Below are 14,078 nucleotides of genomic sequence, written 5' to 3'. Positions count from 1 at the left end.
CGGCTCCTCTTCCGGCAAGCAGGCGGTTTTTGTTCATGCGGTATCGAAAGGCTGAAGGCTGCAGGCGATGATTTCCGAGCGCGGCGGCCCGTCATAGCGTCCTGACATGCGCTCGAGCAGCATGGCGGTGGCGCGCTCGGCGAGCGCTGCCGGCGGGCGGCCGACGCGGGTCAGGCGCGGGCGCACATATTCGAGCTGCGTCTGGTCGCCGAAGACGGCAACGGCCATGTCCTGCGGTATCTTGATGCCTCGATCGTAGAATTCGGCAAGCGCGCCCGAGGCCATCAGGAAGTTGGCGAAGAAGACGACCGAGGGCAGGGCGCCCCTGTGGTGTTCAAGCAGCCACTCGACCGAGGCCTGGCCCGAGGGACCGAGATAGCTGCCCTCGAAGCGCAGGGCGGGATCGGGCTCGACGCCGCCATCGCGCAGGCCCTGTTCGAAGCCTGCCGCCCGCGCCATCGCTTCGGCAAAGAAGGAGGGGCCGGTGACATGGGCGATGCGCCTGTGGCCCTTGGACGCCAGATAGTGTCCCATCAGCCGGCCGCCGCCGAAATCGTCGATCTTCAGGCTGTCGACGGCCTGGTTCGGCAGGTCGCCGATGAAGACCGTCGGCAGGTCGATGCCCAAGAGGGCGTCGTGCATGCCGTGCAGGGCGAAATCGCCGACGATCAGGCCGTCGATGCGGCGGTTGCGGATCTGGCGCAGATATTCCCGCCCGTGCTCCTGCGAATGGCCGCCCGGCACGTCGGTATTGAAGATCAGCATGTCGAGGCCGGCCGCCTCCATCTCCGACTGCGCCGTCTTGACGAGCTCGGGATAGAAGGGGTTGCGGATATCGGGGATCAGCATGGCGACCAGATTGGTCTTGCCGGTGCGCAGGCTCTGGGCCTGCGGGTTCGGCACGTAGCCGAGCTCTTCGACCGCCGCGAGCACTTTTTCCCTGAGCGCCTGGGAGACGCGATCGGCATGATTGAGCACATGCGAGACTGTCGTCCGCGATACTCCTGCCCGTTCTGCGACCTTGCCTATCGTGCTCATGAATGCATCAAAACACACAAAAAATCGATTTGCAAATCGATTTGCAAAAATCAAAACAGCTTTTTGCCGTCGAGTTTTTGAACGGTTGCCCTATGATCAGCGAAGGGGCGGAAACAAAAAAACAGTCGCAATGTCGGATCGGGAAGACCAGGCCCGTCCTAGAGGCATTGCCAAAGTTCAATCCAAAGGAGGATCATCATGCCGAGCACAATCAAACTTCACCGCGTCCTTGCGACCACGCCAGACAAGGTCTATCGCGCCTTCCTGGAAGCCGATGCCGTGGCCAAATGGCTTCCGCCAAACGGTTTCACCTGCACTGTTCACCATCTGGAGCCCGTCGTCGGCGGAACGCACAGGATGTCCTTCCGCAACTTCACGACCGGCCACAGCCATTCCTTCGGCGGCGAATATCTGGAGCTCGTTCCCGGCCAGCGGATCCGCTACACCGACAAGTTCGACGATGCCAACCTGCCCGGTGAAATGGACGTGACCGTGACCCTGACGAAGGTTTCAGTCGGTACCGAACTCAACGTGGTGCAGGCCGGCATTCCGGACCTCATCCCGCCGGAAGCCTGCTATCTCGGCTGGCAGGAATCGTTGCGCAATCTCGCACGCCTGGTCGAGCCCGATATCCAGCAGTAAGCGCGAAAACCCGAGGGAAGGCCGGACCGGCGGAAATCCCGAACCCGCCGTCCGGATCGGCACAGTCGCAACAGCGTCGATCGCTATTGACGAAAAGGGGTGACGGAGCCGGTTGCGGGCTGCGCTTTCGGGGGAAGGGATTTCGAACCGCCGAGGCCCTGCGTGTCCGGCATTTTGGCAAGTTCCAGATCCTCCGGAAAGTCGTAGATCTGGGCGAGCCGCCGATCGAGCAGAGCCATCTCCGTTTCGAGAGCAGGCCGGCGGAATTCGGGCAGGACCTGCAGCCCATATTCCAGCACGGCACGCAGGCGGCGGGCGATCTGAAAGTTCTCGGCGCCGTAAAGCCTGATCTCGCTGAAGGTGAGCTTCACGAAATCCTCCCAGTCCGGGGTCCTGCAGATGACCCGCAATTCGCCGGCCGGGTTGAAGATCTCCTCCTTGCCGAGGTCGCGTTTGCCGGCGAAGCAGAGCAGGCGTTGCAGCTGATCGATCGCGAGCACGGCCGTCGTCGGATCGTTGATCGCTTTCGAAAGCGCCTTGATCGCGATGTCGACGACGATGCGGAAGGCGAATGTCGCGTCCTGTTCGAGGGTCCGCTCCGGCCCGAAGGCAATCAACGATTTCAGCTTGTCTTCGTCCGGCGACAGGATGCCATAGAGCCGGAAGAGGGGCTCGCCGGAGGCGACGAAATCGCCGATGCGCGGAACCAGCTCGATGACGGAGCGTGTTTTCTCGGCCTGTGCCAGCAGGGCTTTCTTGTTGATGGCGACGATGATGGCGGGCCGCCCCCGGTAGAGGATGATTTTGTCCGGCTCGATGCCGGGGCGCAGGTAAGTGGGGGTGGTGTCGGCCGCGGCCTTCGCCATGGCAGGGTAGACATCCTCGATCACCGCGCGGCCTTGCTCGCTCACGCGCAGGATAATGCTCACCGGCCGCAGCAGCCGTGCTGCATAGTCGATCAGATAGAGGAAGGCGGCGATGGACAGAAAACCGAGAAGGCCGGCGATCTGGACGATGGCCTGCGGGACGGCTGCTTCCAGCCGCACCAGCGCGCCGGTCGCAAAGAGCAGGGTGAATGTGAAAAGCCCGACGGTGAAGCGGATGGCGTTATCGCTCAGCAGGGTCGTCGCGATGATCCTCGGCGTCAGTTGGCCGCCTGCGATCTGGATCGCCACCAGCAGCGAGCCGAAGGTGAAGACCACGAAGGTGAGCGTCATCGTGACGATCGTTTCGAGCAGCCTCTGGGTGCCTTCCATGCCCCATGGCCATGCTTCGATCGAGACGAGCCACGGCTCCAGCAGGGAGGCGCTGCGAATTGCCAGGATATAGAGGAGCAGGGCGATGAACGGCACCAGCCACAGCGACGACTTGATGTAGCTCTTCAGGCTATACAGCCGGTTCCAGCCCATGTTCGGCCCCCTCAGTGCCCGGCCGTCGCCGGATATAGCCGGCGAGATCGACCCTGCAATTATGCACGAACCGGCTCAACAGCTACGTATATTACTGTAGGACACGCGCGCAGGACGCGCGGTCGCCGGCTCCCGACGCAATGCCGAACCTCCACTTGCCAGGCGCTCGTTGTGTCGGTCTTGATTCAACGCAATGAAGAGATCCGCCACTTCGATCATAGTTCCCGGGCTGCGACCTGCCCGGAGCCATTCCATGAAGCCGACGGGGATCTTTTCCATCTTCGAAAATCTCGATCCCGGCGATGCGCTCGGCGAGGTGCTTTTCGGGCTGATCATGGCGCTGACCTGGACGATCGGTTCGAGGCTCGTCCTGCGTGAGGAAGGACTGGTCGTGCGCGACCTCGTCGTTGCGACGATCGGATGCAATCTCGCCTGGGGAATTATAGACGCCATCCTGTTCACGCTCGGAACGACGTTTTTCAGAAGCAGACGTCTGCGCCTGTTCCGGCAGGTCAAGACGGCGAGGGACGAAGGCGCCGCACTCGCGGTACTCGCGAAGGAGTTTCCGATCGAAGGCACGCCGCTCTCCGCAAAGCCTGCCGACGCGGAAGCGCTCTATCGGTCGCTGCTGGCGCTCACAACCCGTGCCGATCCGGTGAAGGTGCCGCTGACGAGAGACGATCTGTCGGCCGCAATTGCGATCTTTATCCTGGTCTCGGCCACCGCCCTTCCTGCGGTCGTCCCGTTCTTTCTGATCGACGATGCCAACCGCGCCCTGAGAGCGAGCAACTTCCTTCTGATCGCACTGCTGTTCGTGACCGGCTATGCGTGGGCACGGTTTTCGGGCGGCCGTCCGTTTTATGCTGGCATCACCATGACCTGCCTCGGATTGTTCCTGGTTGCAATCGCGGTCGCCCTGGGCGGCTGAGGAAACGCGCCGCTTCACCGGCGGAACTGGCGCGGCACTCACGCCTGTCCGCGGGCCCTTAGACTTGCAGCGGGACTGTTCTACCATATCAAGGTATGATTTCGCCGGCGGCAATATCTGCGAATGTTGCTCCGCATTTGATCGCAGGAGAGCATTCAATGAAGCAGATTATCGTGGTGTCACTGGCCGTTGGTCTGGTTACCGGCCTCGTCGGTTACAATGCCGCCGCATCCGGGGCCGATGAGGGACGTGCGCCGGCCCTGTCGGAGCTGCCTGCCGGCTACCGCGACTGGCCGCTGATCACCGTGGCGCATGAGGAAGGCAAGCTCAACGATATCAGGGCCATCCTCGGCAATGATATCGCGATCAAAGCCTTCCGGGAGGGGGCCACCACCTATCCCGACGGCACCATCATCGGGCGCCTGGCTTGGGATTATCACCCGCTGGAAGAGAGCGAGGCAGCCTTTGGCGCCGCCCAGTCATTCGTTGCCGGGTTGCCCAAGAACGGCGTTCAGTTCATGGTCAAGGACGCGAAGAAATATGCTTCGACAGGCGGCTGGGGATATGTCGAGTTTGACGACGGCAAGCCCTCCGCAAAAGCAATGCCCGAAGCATGTTTTACCTGTCACTCGGTCGTCAAGGACCGCGACTTCGTGTTCAGCCGCTACGCATCCTGACCGGCATATCTGTCCCCGAGCCGATTATCCGCTATAAGGCTCGATGCCGGCATCGGGTGTCCGGACGGGGCTGGTCATGAAGTTTGCCGCTTGTCTTCTTGCCATATGGTCGCTCGGCAATATGGCTGCGCCACCGCTGATGGCAGCGTCCGCACCCGCGCCGGTGACGGCGCAGGGTTGCGGCGATTTCCTGGCGCAGATCAGGAGGAAGCCTGCTCATGTCGAATTCGCTGGCTGCAACTATGCCCCGGATCGGCAGGGCAAACCGCTTGAGGCGACATACCGCGTCTCCGGCCGGTTTGCGGCTGCAACCGAGGCCTATCTCATCAAGGCCGTGGGTTTGAACCGGCTCAAGCGCTCCTGCTGCCTGTGGGATTCTCCCGCCAGCCAGTATCGTGATTCAATCGGCCGCGACTTCCTGATCTCCATGGTTTCGGAGGAAACCATGGTGTCCAGCCGCAGCGGGTGGCCGCAGATCGTCGTCTTCGAGATCACGGTCGAGACGTTTACCGAGGATATGTGACGAGGCGGATCTCAATCCGCAGAGCCGAGCCGCCGGGCCTTCATTCGATCTGCTCGTCCAGCTGTTTCGCCACGCTTTCATAGTGGCGGGACGAGGCGGCGTTGCCCTGTCTGGCGTAGAGGCCGGCAACGTCACGGGCGGCCTTTGCGGCTGCGCGGAACGCGTCGAGCCTGACCTGAGGGTCCAGTTCCGCATCGCCCCCGATATCGCCACCCCTAAACTTGCCGACGCGGTAGCCTTCGTCGTCGATCACGCCGATGACGGGCAGGCCGGCCTGCATATCCCCATAAAAGGCAGGCCCGGCGCGATCGCCATCGCGGCGGCGCAGCATCCCGGGTCCTGAAGCCTTGTTATCAGGGCATGCGCCGGTCCAGTATGTCGGACCTGCAGTCAGGGACACGGGGGAGACGAATTCGCAATGGCTGGCCGGATCACTGGACCACGCCAGGCCGCCAGCCGAGTCCTGCGCCTGCAGAGGGGATGTGCACCACAGGGATGCGACGGCCGTCAGGGCGGGTGCAATCTTCAGTGACTTTCGCTGCTGCAACTTTCTTGTCTCCCTTGCCCGATCCGGGCCTGACCTTCTAGCGGGAGATTGTGACGGGCGACAGCCTGATGTCGCGGATTTCCAGAGCCGGACGGCACATGGTTTCGAAAAAATCCGGCATTCGATCGGGTGTTGCGCGGCATCCTGCCATACCGATTTCTATCAGCACGTTCCGTGATATAATTTCAGCCTGATACGGCATCATCAGCCGTGGCGTTGCGTGCACGGAGACCTGTGCGATGAGCGAAGTGGACGTTCTCTTTTCGGCCCTGAGACAGGCGGCCGATCCGCAGGCGGTCGAGTGCATCGAGAATATCGTCCGGCACGGCGCCGATCGCGACCTCAACCGCATGAATGCGCTGGCCTTCGCCAAGGCACACGATCTCGATGAAGAGAGGTCGATCGCGGCCTTTCTGCACGCAGCCCGCATCGGCGCCTTCGAGATGACCTGGAATGTACTCTGCCCGGGATGCGGCGGCGTGCTCGATACCGGCGCCACCCTGAAAGCCGTCGACCGGGAGGCCTATCATTGCGCGCTGTGTGCGGCCGGATACGAGCCGACGCTCGACGAGATGGTCGAGGTCACCTTCACCGTCAGCCCGCGCGTGCGCCGGATTGCCGGCCACGACCCGGACCGGTTGCCGCCCTTCGAATATTACCGGCAGATCTTCTTCTCCTCCGGCGTCGACCTGCCTGACGATCTCGAGGAAAGGTTTGCACGCATCTTGCTTGAAATGATCGAGCTCGATCCCGGCGAGAAGGCCTTCGTCTCGCTGCAGCTGCCGGCGGAATTCATCATCATCTTCGATGCGGTGACGCATTCGGCGCAGTTCATCGATGTGAAGGGCGAGCCGACCAGCGAACGCCAGAACCTCTCGATGGTCCTCAGCCACGGCCATGCACAGCAGGATACGCTCGTCATGCATCCCGGCGTGCTGCGCCTGACGCTGGAAAATCACACCGATCGCCGCGTGCTGCCGAATGTCTGCATCGCGGCAGACGAGATGCACGACATTCTCGGCCGCAGGCGGCCCTTCCTGACGGCCAAGCGCCTGCTGACCAACCAGAGTTTTCGCGACATCTATCGCACCGACACGCTCGATGTGGACCAGCGCCTGAAGATCACCAGCCTGACCTTCCTTTTCACCGACTTGCGTGGCTCGACGGCGCTTTACGAGCGCGTCGGCGATCTCGCCGCTTTCGACCTGGTGCGCACGCATTTCCGGGTCCTGCACGAGATCGTCGCCACGGAAGCCGGGGCGGTGGTCAAGACCATCGGCGATGCCGTGATGGCGACATTCCCGAGCCCGGACCGCGCGGTGGCGGCAGCGCTCAGGATGCGCGAGGCAATGATGCGGCTGAATGCCGAGCGCGGCAGCGAGGACCTGCTCCTGAAGATCGGCATCCACGAGGGACCATGCCTTGCCGTCAGCATGAACGACCGGCAGGACTATTTCGGCCAGACCGTCAACATCGCCTCGCGCGTGCAGGGCCTTGCCGAACCGCAGGTGATCCTGACGACGGAGGCGGTGGTCGGCAACGAGCAGGTCTCGGAAATGCTGCGCGACAGCGGCATCACCTCTGCCTCCCGCATGGAGGAGCTGCAGGGCATCGCGCGCGAGGTGAGGATATTCGCGCTGTCGTGAGGATCGGCCGTCGGCGTCTTCGATGTGGCGGCTTAAAGGCCCGCTCCGCGCCAGAGATCGACGATGCCGAGCGCCCAGTGCGTGTCGGAGCTACGGTTGTCTCAGCCAATTGCTCGCCCACAATACAGCACTAGCCGCCGCTCTCCCCAACAAGCTCCCACAGATCCACCTTCTCAGCGCGGCCCTTCACCTGCACCAGCCCCAGCGGGCGAAAGCCGAACCGGCTTCCGACCGCGTCGTGGATCGCTGCGCTCACCAGGATCGAGGTGCCGAATTCCTTGTTCAGGCCTTCCAGGCGCGAGGCGACGTTGATCGTGTCGCCCATGGCCGTGTATTGCTGGCGCGAGGCGGCGCCGAAGCTGCCGACGACGGCGGGGCCGGTGTGGAGGCCGAAGCGGGTGATGAGTTCGGGGCGGCCGTTTCTGGCGTTCTCGTCGTTCAGGCCATCGATCGCCGCCCGCATGGCGAGCGCGCAGCGGCAGCCGTGTTCGGCATGCGCGGGATCTTCGACAGGCGCATTCCACATGACGAAGATGGAGTCGCCGAGATATTGCACCACCGTGCCGCCATGGCGCTCGGCGATGGTGTTCAGAAGCTCGAAATAGGCCGACAGCGTATCGACCACGTCTTCGGGCGAGTGCTGCTCCGATATGGCGGTGAAATCCCTGATATCGGTGAAGAGCACGGTCACATCCTGGCGCGTGGCCTTGACGACGGCCCGGCCGCCGGGGCTTACGATGCGCCGGACCACCTCGCGCGGCACATAGAGGGCAAACTGGCTGATGGCGTGGCGGCTGGCGGCAAGGGCTGTCGCCAGCGTGTTGATCTCGGTAATCAAGGAGTGCGAGACGGCTTTCTCGCCGACATCGAGATCACCGATCCTGCGGGCCTCGTCGGCCAGCCGATAGAGGGAGCGGCTGACCATGCGCGACAACAGCACCGAAGCTGCGACACCAGCAAGCACCAAGCCCGCGGCGATCAGCAGATTGTGCAGGAGCAGCCGGTTGGCCTCGGCCACCAGATCCTCCATCGGCACGATGATCACCGCCGTGCTGCCCTTGAACAGGCCGGAGACGCTGACGGGGGCGATCTGCACGAGATGGCTTTCGCCGTCGAGCTCGATGCGTGCCAGGCCGCCATTGGCAAAGGCCGGATCGCGCCTCAGCCTCGCCACGGTCTCGATGCTCGTCTCGAAGCCGTTGGCCGTGGCGTCGAGCGTGCCTGCCGTTCGCGACCAGATGGCGATGATCCTGCTCATGATATCGGGGTTGGAATGGGCGATGAGATCATCGCCGGCATCGATGATATAGGCGCGCGCGCGCGCGGCGAGATCCCGCGCGCGTCCAGCAGCCGGCTGATGGTCTCCAGGTGGATGTTGATGCCGACCACCACCTTGGCATCGCCGCGCATGGGCGCTGCGATCGTCAGCGTCGGGACACCCAGTGTTCCCGCAACATAGGGCCCGACGGAGACCGGCATGCCATCCTGGACGACGGATTGATACCAGGGGCGCTGGCGCGGATCGAAGGAGGCGTAGTCCACCTTCCGCTCGCCGATAGGCCTTGTCTCGCCATCGAGAAACTGCAGCGTCGAGACGACGTCGGCGCTTTGCCGCCCGGCGATGGTGCGGATCGCGAAAGCCGTCCCGTCGGGGGCTGCAAGCGTGCGGCGGGTATCCTGCCTTTCGGTATTGATGACCTGCAGGTAGGAGCCGTCAGGATAGCCGGTATAGACGCTGGTCGCATTGGGGACGTTGCGCAGAACCTCCAGAAAGAAGTCCTGCTTTGCCTTGATATCCTGAGGCGGCGGGGAGGCGAGCTGGGGCAGGGTGGAGGCGAGCGCCGCCGCTTCCATGCCGCCCTCCAGCGTATTGCGGTATCCCTCGATCAGCCGCAGGCTCATGCCGCGCATCTGCTGCACGCCGGCGCTGACGGCGGCCTCGCTTCCGCGGCTGAAGGCCAGCCAGATGATCGGCATCGACGTGCAGAGCAGCGATGCGACGACCAGGACGCCGAGATGCAGCCTTAAGGGTTTGGACCAGCCCACGGAACTTCCCTCAAAATGCGGGCCTCAAAATGCGAGGACTCGAAATGCGGGGCCGCCACATGCCGGGCCTCGACATGCGGGCGCACTCGACCATGCGGAATGAGCGTACCCAACTGCCGCAGCTAACCGCTTTTTGACGGGTTACACAAGGCACCGATAGGAGTACTCCTCTTGGTTGCACCCGATCGGGGTGCGGGCTGGCGCTGACGCCTCGCCTTCATGCCATCAGGCGATCCCTCCGGCGATCGTCCAGCAAGAGCAAGAAGGGCGCGCGCGACCTCAGTTACCCGGCGCGCCCGAGGGCTTCCTCTTCCGGTCCTTCGCGGTCGCGGCGGTACAGGATGCGGAGAAGAACAGCCGTCACGGGGAGGCGCTGCAGGCGGTATCGCGCGGCGGGCGCAGGGCGGCGATCGGATGACGGCGCGCGGGGATCAGCGAAAAATGGCGCGTGCCGAATGGGATATTGCCCGGTCGGCCGTGTCACACACTTTTCACGCGACTTCGGCCTTTATTCATGGTTGTTTCGCGCGCTAAACGCGTTTTTGGCGGACTGAGCAGGTATAGAGGCTCGCGAACGTATGGCGTGGCGGGCCCTATAACTGGCTTCAAATTCACAGCAGATTTCAGCCTTTCCCTGTCTCATTTTCTCGCGATACCACGGTCCCGCCCGGCGGCCGCGCGCCTCCGATCATGACCCTCACTTGCGATGCTGGATGGCTGCGCGATACAGGCGGCGGACGGGCCGGAGCATGGCTCAAGGCCTGCCGATACGATAATGGCCGCTTCAGGCGGAAGCGGCCATTGATCATTCGCCCGCGCTCTGCACGGCGCAGGCATCAACAATTGAAGGGCTTCCACTCGATACTCGGCAAGCCCCCCGCATCGGTTTCGGTCCAAGTAATCCTACTACCGCCGCCTAGCTACTTTCGTCGAGGTTCGGACGATTCGCAATTCATCCAAAAGGGTTAGGCCGAAACTGGCCCGCGCATGCCCGCCGGCCGCCCCTCATCATTCCGTTGCAGGGGGTAGATGAAGCGGCTCTTCTGGCTGCGAGCCGGCGCCTTCTGCCCGCCGATTACGGCCCGTAACGACCGTGCCGCCGGCGCCCGCCGGATGTCCGCAATGCTCGATCGCAACGTAAATGAGGCCCCGCATTTACCGTTACGTACTTCCCACGGCATGCGACCGCGCTATCGTCCGGGCGAACGCCGATGGAGAAGACCGATGAACGAAGGACCGGTCGACTGGGGTAGCGCTATCCTGATCGGCGGCATGGCCGGGTGGATGGCAAACAAGTTCATGCATGCGCATGCCCATCTGATTGTCGATGTCGTGGCGGGCGTTGCCGGCGCCGTCCTGCTCAATGCGATGTTCGAGGGGCTCGGCTTTCATTATGGCGGCTGGGTGGAATTCCTGGCGCTCGGTTTCGTCGGGGCGTGCCTGCTGCTGGCGCCGGTGCGGTGGATGCGCGTGCGCCTGCGCAAGCCGCGCCCGCCGAACGACTGGTGAGCGCCATGGCCAAGGATGGTGGAGGCGATGATCTCAGTCCCGGTCCGTGGAACGTATGCGTGCTCGTTCGCAGTGCCGAGCACGACGGCTTCGAGTTCGTGAGTTCGGCAAGGCAGGCGCTGGCCCGCCTGGCAGACAGGTGGCCGGTGCGCGAAGCGGCCTATCGCCATGCCGTCGCCACTTGCGGCGATGTCTTGAAAAGCTGGTCGCCCAGCTACCTGGCGAGGATCGCTTTCGAGGACGCTGTCCGGGAAGCCGGTTTGTCCTGGTAAAAATGCCGTCTGGTATCGTCAACGGAGTGAGGGATGAGTGGCATCGATATCTTCGCCTGGATCGTGCTGATCGTGCTGATCGCCAGCACGGTCTTCGTCGTCGTCTTTCTGGCGATGCTTCCCGGCATGATCGCCAGGCGCCGCGACCATCCCTGGAAGGAGGCGGTCACCGTCGGCGGCTGGGTGACGCTCTTTCTCGGCTTTGCGCTCTGGCCGCTCGTTCTCATCTGGGCCTATGTCGATATTCCCCGCAAGGCGGCGCCGGAGCGGGCGCCATGATCGTCGTCCTGCTCAACACCTATCTCGTGATCCTCTTCCTGCTGGTGAAGCTGAATATCATCAGCTTCAACCTGTTCTGGAAGATCTCGCCCATCCTCGTCTTCCTGTTTCTGCTCGTCGGCCTGTTCATTCCCATGGGCTGGGGCGCGCCGCAGGGCAATGCGCTCGTGGTGCGCAATTCGGTGGCGATCGTGCCCAATGTCGCGGGTGAGGTGACCGATGTGCCGGTCAAGGCGAACGTGGCCCTGAAGGCCGGCGACACCCTGTTCAGGATCGATCCGCAGCCCTATCAGGCCAAGCTCGATGCACTGAAGGCGCAGCTCGGCCTCAACCGGCAGCGGCTGGAAGAAACCACGCGGCTGCAGACGACGGGCGCGGGGCGCGCCTATGATGTCGAGCAGCGGCAGGCGGAGGTGGAGCAGCTGACCGCCGAAATCGCCGGCGCCCAATGGGATCTCGACAAGACGGTGGTGCGCGCGCCGGCCGATGGCTATGTCACCAATCTGGCGCTGCGCTCGGGAGCGCGCGTCTCCAGCCTGCCGCTTGCGCCCGTCATGGCCTTCATCGATACGTCGGATACGCTTATCGGGGTGGAGATCGCCCAGATCAACGCGCGCTATATCGAGCCGGGCCAGGCCGTGGAAATCACCTTCAAGTTCGCGCCCGGCCGCATCTTCACCGGCAAGGTGGAAACGGTCATCCAGGCCGTCGCCAGCGGCCAGACCCAGACATCCGGCAGCGCCATCGCCCCATCGGCGATCCTGACCGCGCCGCTCGTCGTGCGCGTGCGCCTCGACGACCAGGCCTTCGCCGCCAGCCTGCCGGCCGGCGCCACCGGCACGGCGGCAATCTTCACCGACCATGTGAAGGCGACCCACATCATCCGCCGCGTGGTGCTGCGGCAGGTGGCGATCATGAATTACATCAATCCACTTTGAGGGCCTCTCCGAGGGGCGGGTGCACCTGAACGGCAGGGCCGGCGGCCGAAAAGCCGCCGGCGGCACCCGATAATTCTCCTGTGGTTGTTCCTGTCAGTTACTCGCGCCAGGCGGGCGGCAATGCTAGAAATCGGCCGCTAACTGGGGTTATCTAATGAAAAAACTCATTCTCGCCGTGGCTCTTGCCGCGACACTCGCCGCTTGCGCGAAAAGACCTGACGCCATCGTCCAGGCCGACATCCCGATGCAGGCCTATACCAATCTCGGCTGCCCGCAGATCGCCCAGCTCCACACGACGGAAAAGAAGAAGCTCGACGACCTGTCGAAGCAGCAGATCTCGGCGGCCAATGGCGATGCTTTCGGGGTGTTTCTGGTGGGTGTGCCGATCGGGAGTGTGGCCGGCGGGGACAAGGAAGGCGAGGTCGCGGTGTCGAAGGGCAAGGTTTCGGCGATGGAGAGTGCGGCGCTTTCGAAGGGGTGCAAGTTGTAGGCGAGGGTGAGGAGAGGGTCTGACACCCATCCGTTGATAATGGGTGATGGTTCAGGTGAGGCCGAAATCGGACGTCAGCGTGAGGCAAGCTTGAGATTCCAACTTTTATCGGGCAAGCTAAGGTCAAAGCGCATAATGCGCTTCTGAGGGGGCAATGGACGTTTTTCTGTACAACGGCGAAATCAGCCGCCGCGCCGATTTGCGGTTCATCAACATGGTCGCGGAAACAAAGAAGTCCGACGAATGTATGGTGGTGATGGTGACAGGCGGGGGCGACCCAGACGCCGCATATAAAATGGCTCGCTATCTACAGCATAGGTATGACCGATTTTCAGTTTTGATCTCTGGTCTTTGTAAGAGTGCTGGTACGTTGTTTGCGATTGGAGCGCACGACGTGATTTTCGCGCCGTACGGCGAGCTTGGTCCGCTGGACATACAATTGACCAAAACAGACCAGTTGGCAGGAATGGAATCCGGCCTGAACATCAGTGAGGCGTTCTCCGCCCTTGAAACCCGCGCTCGCGATACTTTTATCAGTTCTACGCTTGAGATAATCAGCTCAAGCGGCGGTGTTGTTTCATTCCAGACTGCCTCGCATGCCGCAACGGAAATCGTGGGCGCTTTGTATGGTCCAGTTTTTGCTCGGATCGATCCCGAAGAAGTCGGCTCGCGATCAAGAGCGATGCGTATCGGGGAAGACTACGGAAAACGGCTGAACCTCAAGTGGAACAACATGAGGCCGGACGCGTTGGATCTGCTCTCGCAAACGTATTCAAGTCACGCCTTTGTTATCGATTCGTTAGAGGCTCAATCGCTATTCAATAGGGTAAGAATGGCCGAAGATGCTGAGATGAATCTTGTGAAGGAGCTTGGCGATTTAGCGAGGCACCCGCAAAGGAATTTGACTCTTCGGAAGCTTGAGACTATTGGCGCCGCAACCAACGAAGGTGACACCGATGACGAAACAGCAGAAGAACAGCAGCAAGAAGCAGGATCAGCAGTCGATGGACTCGATCTTGAAGCAGCAGTCGAAGCTGAACGTGCTGCGTCCGGCGGAGACAAAAAGCCGAACGGAGCAGTCGCTTCGAAATAATCGTCGAAAGGCCGCCTCGACAGAGGCTTACGCCGCACAAT

The 14,078-nt window shown here is 62.5% G+C and carries 14 protein-coding genes and 1 pseudogene; 11 read left to right on the top strand and 4 right to left on the bottom strand.

What is annotated here, in order from left to right; translation table 11 throughout:
* Positions 1 to 33: 33 nt before the first annotated feature.
* Positions 34 to 1,038 carry a LacI family transcriptional regulator gene (locus tag LVY75_22910; protein XAZ21671.1) on the bottom strand — a complete coding sequence of 335 codons (1,005 nt, stop codon included), beginning with the start codon at positions 1,036 to 1,038 and terminating at the stop codon, positions 34 to 36.
* A 198-nt stretch (positions 1,039 to 1,236) separates the two neighbouring features.
* On the opposite strand from LVY75_22910, the gene LVY75_22905 reads away from it, so the two are divergent.
* Complete coding sequence (locus tag LVY75_22905; protein XAZ21670.1) at positions 1,237 to 1,680, top strand: SRPBCC family protein; 444 nt, start codon at positions 1,237 to 1,239, stop codon at positions 1,678 to 1,680.
* 83 nt (positions 1,681 to 1,763) lie between these two features.
* Here LVY75_22905 and LVY75_22900 read toward each other — a convergent pair whose 3' ends face one another.
* A complete protein-coding gene (locus LVY75_22900) occupies positions 1,764 to 3,089 on the bottom strand; it encodes a DUF2254 domain-containing protein (protein ID XAZ21669.1) in 1,326 nt (441 codons plus the stop codon).
* 253 nt (positions 3,090 to 3,342) lie between these two features.
* Here LVY75_22900 and LVY75_22895 point away from each other — a divergent pair, with 253 nt between their 5' ends.
* The 3 genes from LVY75_22895 (at position 3,343) to LVY75_22885 (ending at position 5,217) form a co-directional block, all read left to right on the top strand.
* A complete protein-coding gene (locus LVY75_22895; protein XAZ21668.1) occupies positions 3,343 to 4,017 on the top strand; it encodes a VIT1/CCC1 transporter family protein in 675 nt (224 codons plus the stop codon).
* Between the two features lie 158 nt (positions 4,018 to 4,175).
* Positions 4,176 to 4,694: a cytochrome P460 family protein gene (locus LVY75_22890; protein XAZ21667.1), complete on the top strand. Its 519-nt coding sequence runs from the start codon at positions 4,176 to 4,178 to the stop codon at positions 4,692 to 4,694.
* 76 nt (positions 4,695 to 4,770) lie between these two features.
* Entirely contained in the window at positions 4,771 to 5,217 is a 447-nt protein-coding gene (locus LVY75_22885) for a DUF4952 domain-containing protein (GenBank protein XAZ21666.1), read from the top strand.
* A gap of 40 nt (positions 5,218 to 5,257) precedes the next feature.
* Here the strand turns inward: LVY75_22885 and LVY75_22880 are convergent, their stop codons facing one another.
* Positions 5,258 to 5,764, bottom strand: coding sequence for a hypothetical protein (locus LVY75_22880; protein XAZ21665.1), 507 nt, complete (start codon positions 5,762 to 5,764; stop codon positions 5,258 to 5,260).
* A gap of 239 nt (positions 5,765 to 6,003) precedes the next feature.
* Between LVY75_22880 and LVY75_22875 the strand changes: the two genes are divergently transcribed.
* On the top strand, positions 6,004 to 7,410 hold the full coding sequence (locus LVY75_22875) for an adenylate/guanylate cyclase domain-containing protein (GenBank protein XAZ21664.1): 1,407 nt from the start codon (positions 6,004 to 6,006) through the stop codon (positions 7,408 to 7,410).
* 130 nt (positions 7,411 to 7,540) lie between these two features.
* Here LVY75_22875 and LVY75_22870 read toward each other — a convergent pair.
* Positions 7,541 to 9,456 (bottom strand): annotated as a pseudogene (locus LVY75_22870) (adenylate/guanylate cyclase domain-containing protein).
* A gap of 1,224 nt (positions 9,457 to 10,680) precedes the next feature.
* Here LVY75_22870 and LVY75_22865 point away from each other — a divergent pair.
* The 6 genes from LVY75_22865 to LVY75_22840 all read left to right on the top strand — a co-directional run bounded on the left by LVY75_22865 (position 10,681) and on the right by LVY75_22840 (position 14,037).
* Entirely contained in the window at positions 10,681 to 10,965 is a 285-nt protein-coding gene (locus LVY75_22865) for a GlsB/YeaQ/YmgE family stress response membrane protein (protein XAZ21663.1), read from the top strand.
* A 5-nt stretch (positions 10,966 to 10,970) separates the two neighbouring features.
* The gene (locus tag LVY75_22860) at positions 10,971 to 11,237 is read left to right on the top strand and encodes a DUF982 domain-containing protein (GenBank protein XAZ21662.1); all 267 of its coding nucleotides are present in this window, start codon (positions 10,971 to 10,973) and stop codon (positions 11,235 to 11,237) included.
* 33 nt (positions 11,238 to 11,270) lie between these two features.
* The gene (locus tag LVY75_22855; protein XAZ21661.1) at positions 11,271 to 11,516 is read left to right on the top strand and encodes a DUF3302 domain-containing protein; all 246 of its coding nucleotides are present in this window, start codon (positions 11,271 to 11,273) and stop codon (positions 11,514 to 11,516) included.
* Positions 11,513 to 12,454, top strand: a complete 942-nt coding sequence (locus LVY75_22850) for an efflux RND transporter periplasmic adaptor subunit (protein ID XAZ21660.1) — start codon at positions 11,513 to 11,515, stop codon at positions 12,452 to 12,454. The genes LVY75_22855 and LVY75_22850 overlap by 4 nt, the downstream gene beginning before the upstream one ends.
* A gap of 154 nt (positions 12,455 to 12,608) precedes the next feature.
* Positions 12,609 to 12,944, top strand: a complete 336-nt coding sequence (locus LVY75_22845) for a hypothetical protein (GenBank protein ID XAZ21659.1) — start codon at positions 12,609 to 12,611, stop codon at positions 12,942 to 12,944.
* A 154-nt stretch (positions 12,945 to 13,098) separates the two neighbouring features.
* The gene (locus tag LVY75_22840) at positions 13,099 to 14,037 is read left to right on the top strand and encodes a hypothetical protein (protein ID XAZ21658.1); all 939 of its coding nucleotides are present in this window, start codon (positions 13,099 to 13,101) and stop codon (positions 14,035 to 14,037) included.
* Positions 14,038 to 14,078: the final 41 nt, after the last annotated feature.

Origin of the sequence: Sinorhizobium sp. B11 (assembly GCA_039725955.1) — a bacterium.
Classification (GTDB): Bacteria; Pseudomonadota; Alphaproteobacteria; order Rhizobiales; family Rhizobiaceae; genus Rhizobium.
This window is presented reverse-complemented; position numbering and strand designations above follow the sequence as displayed.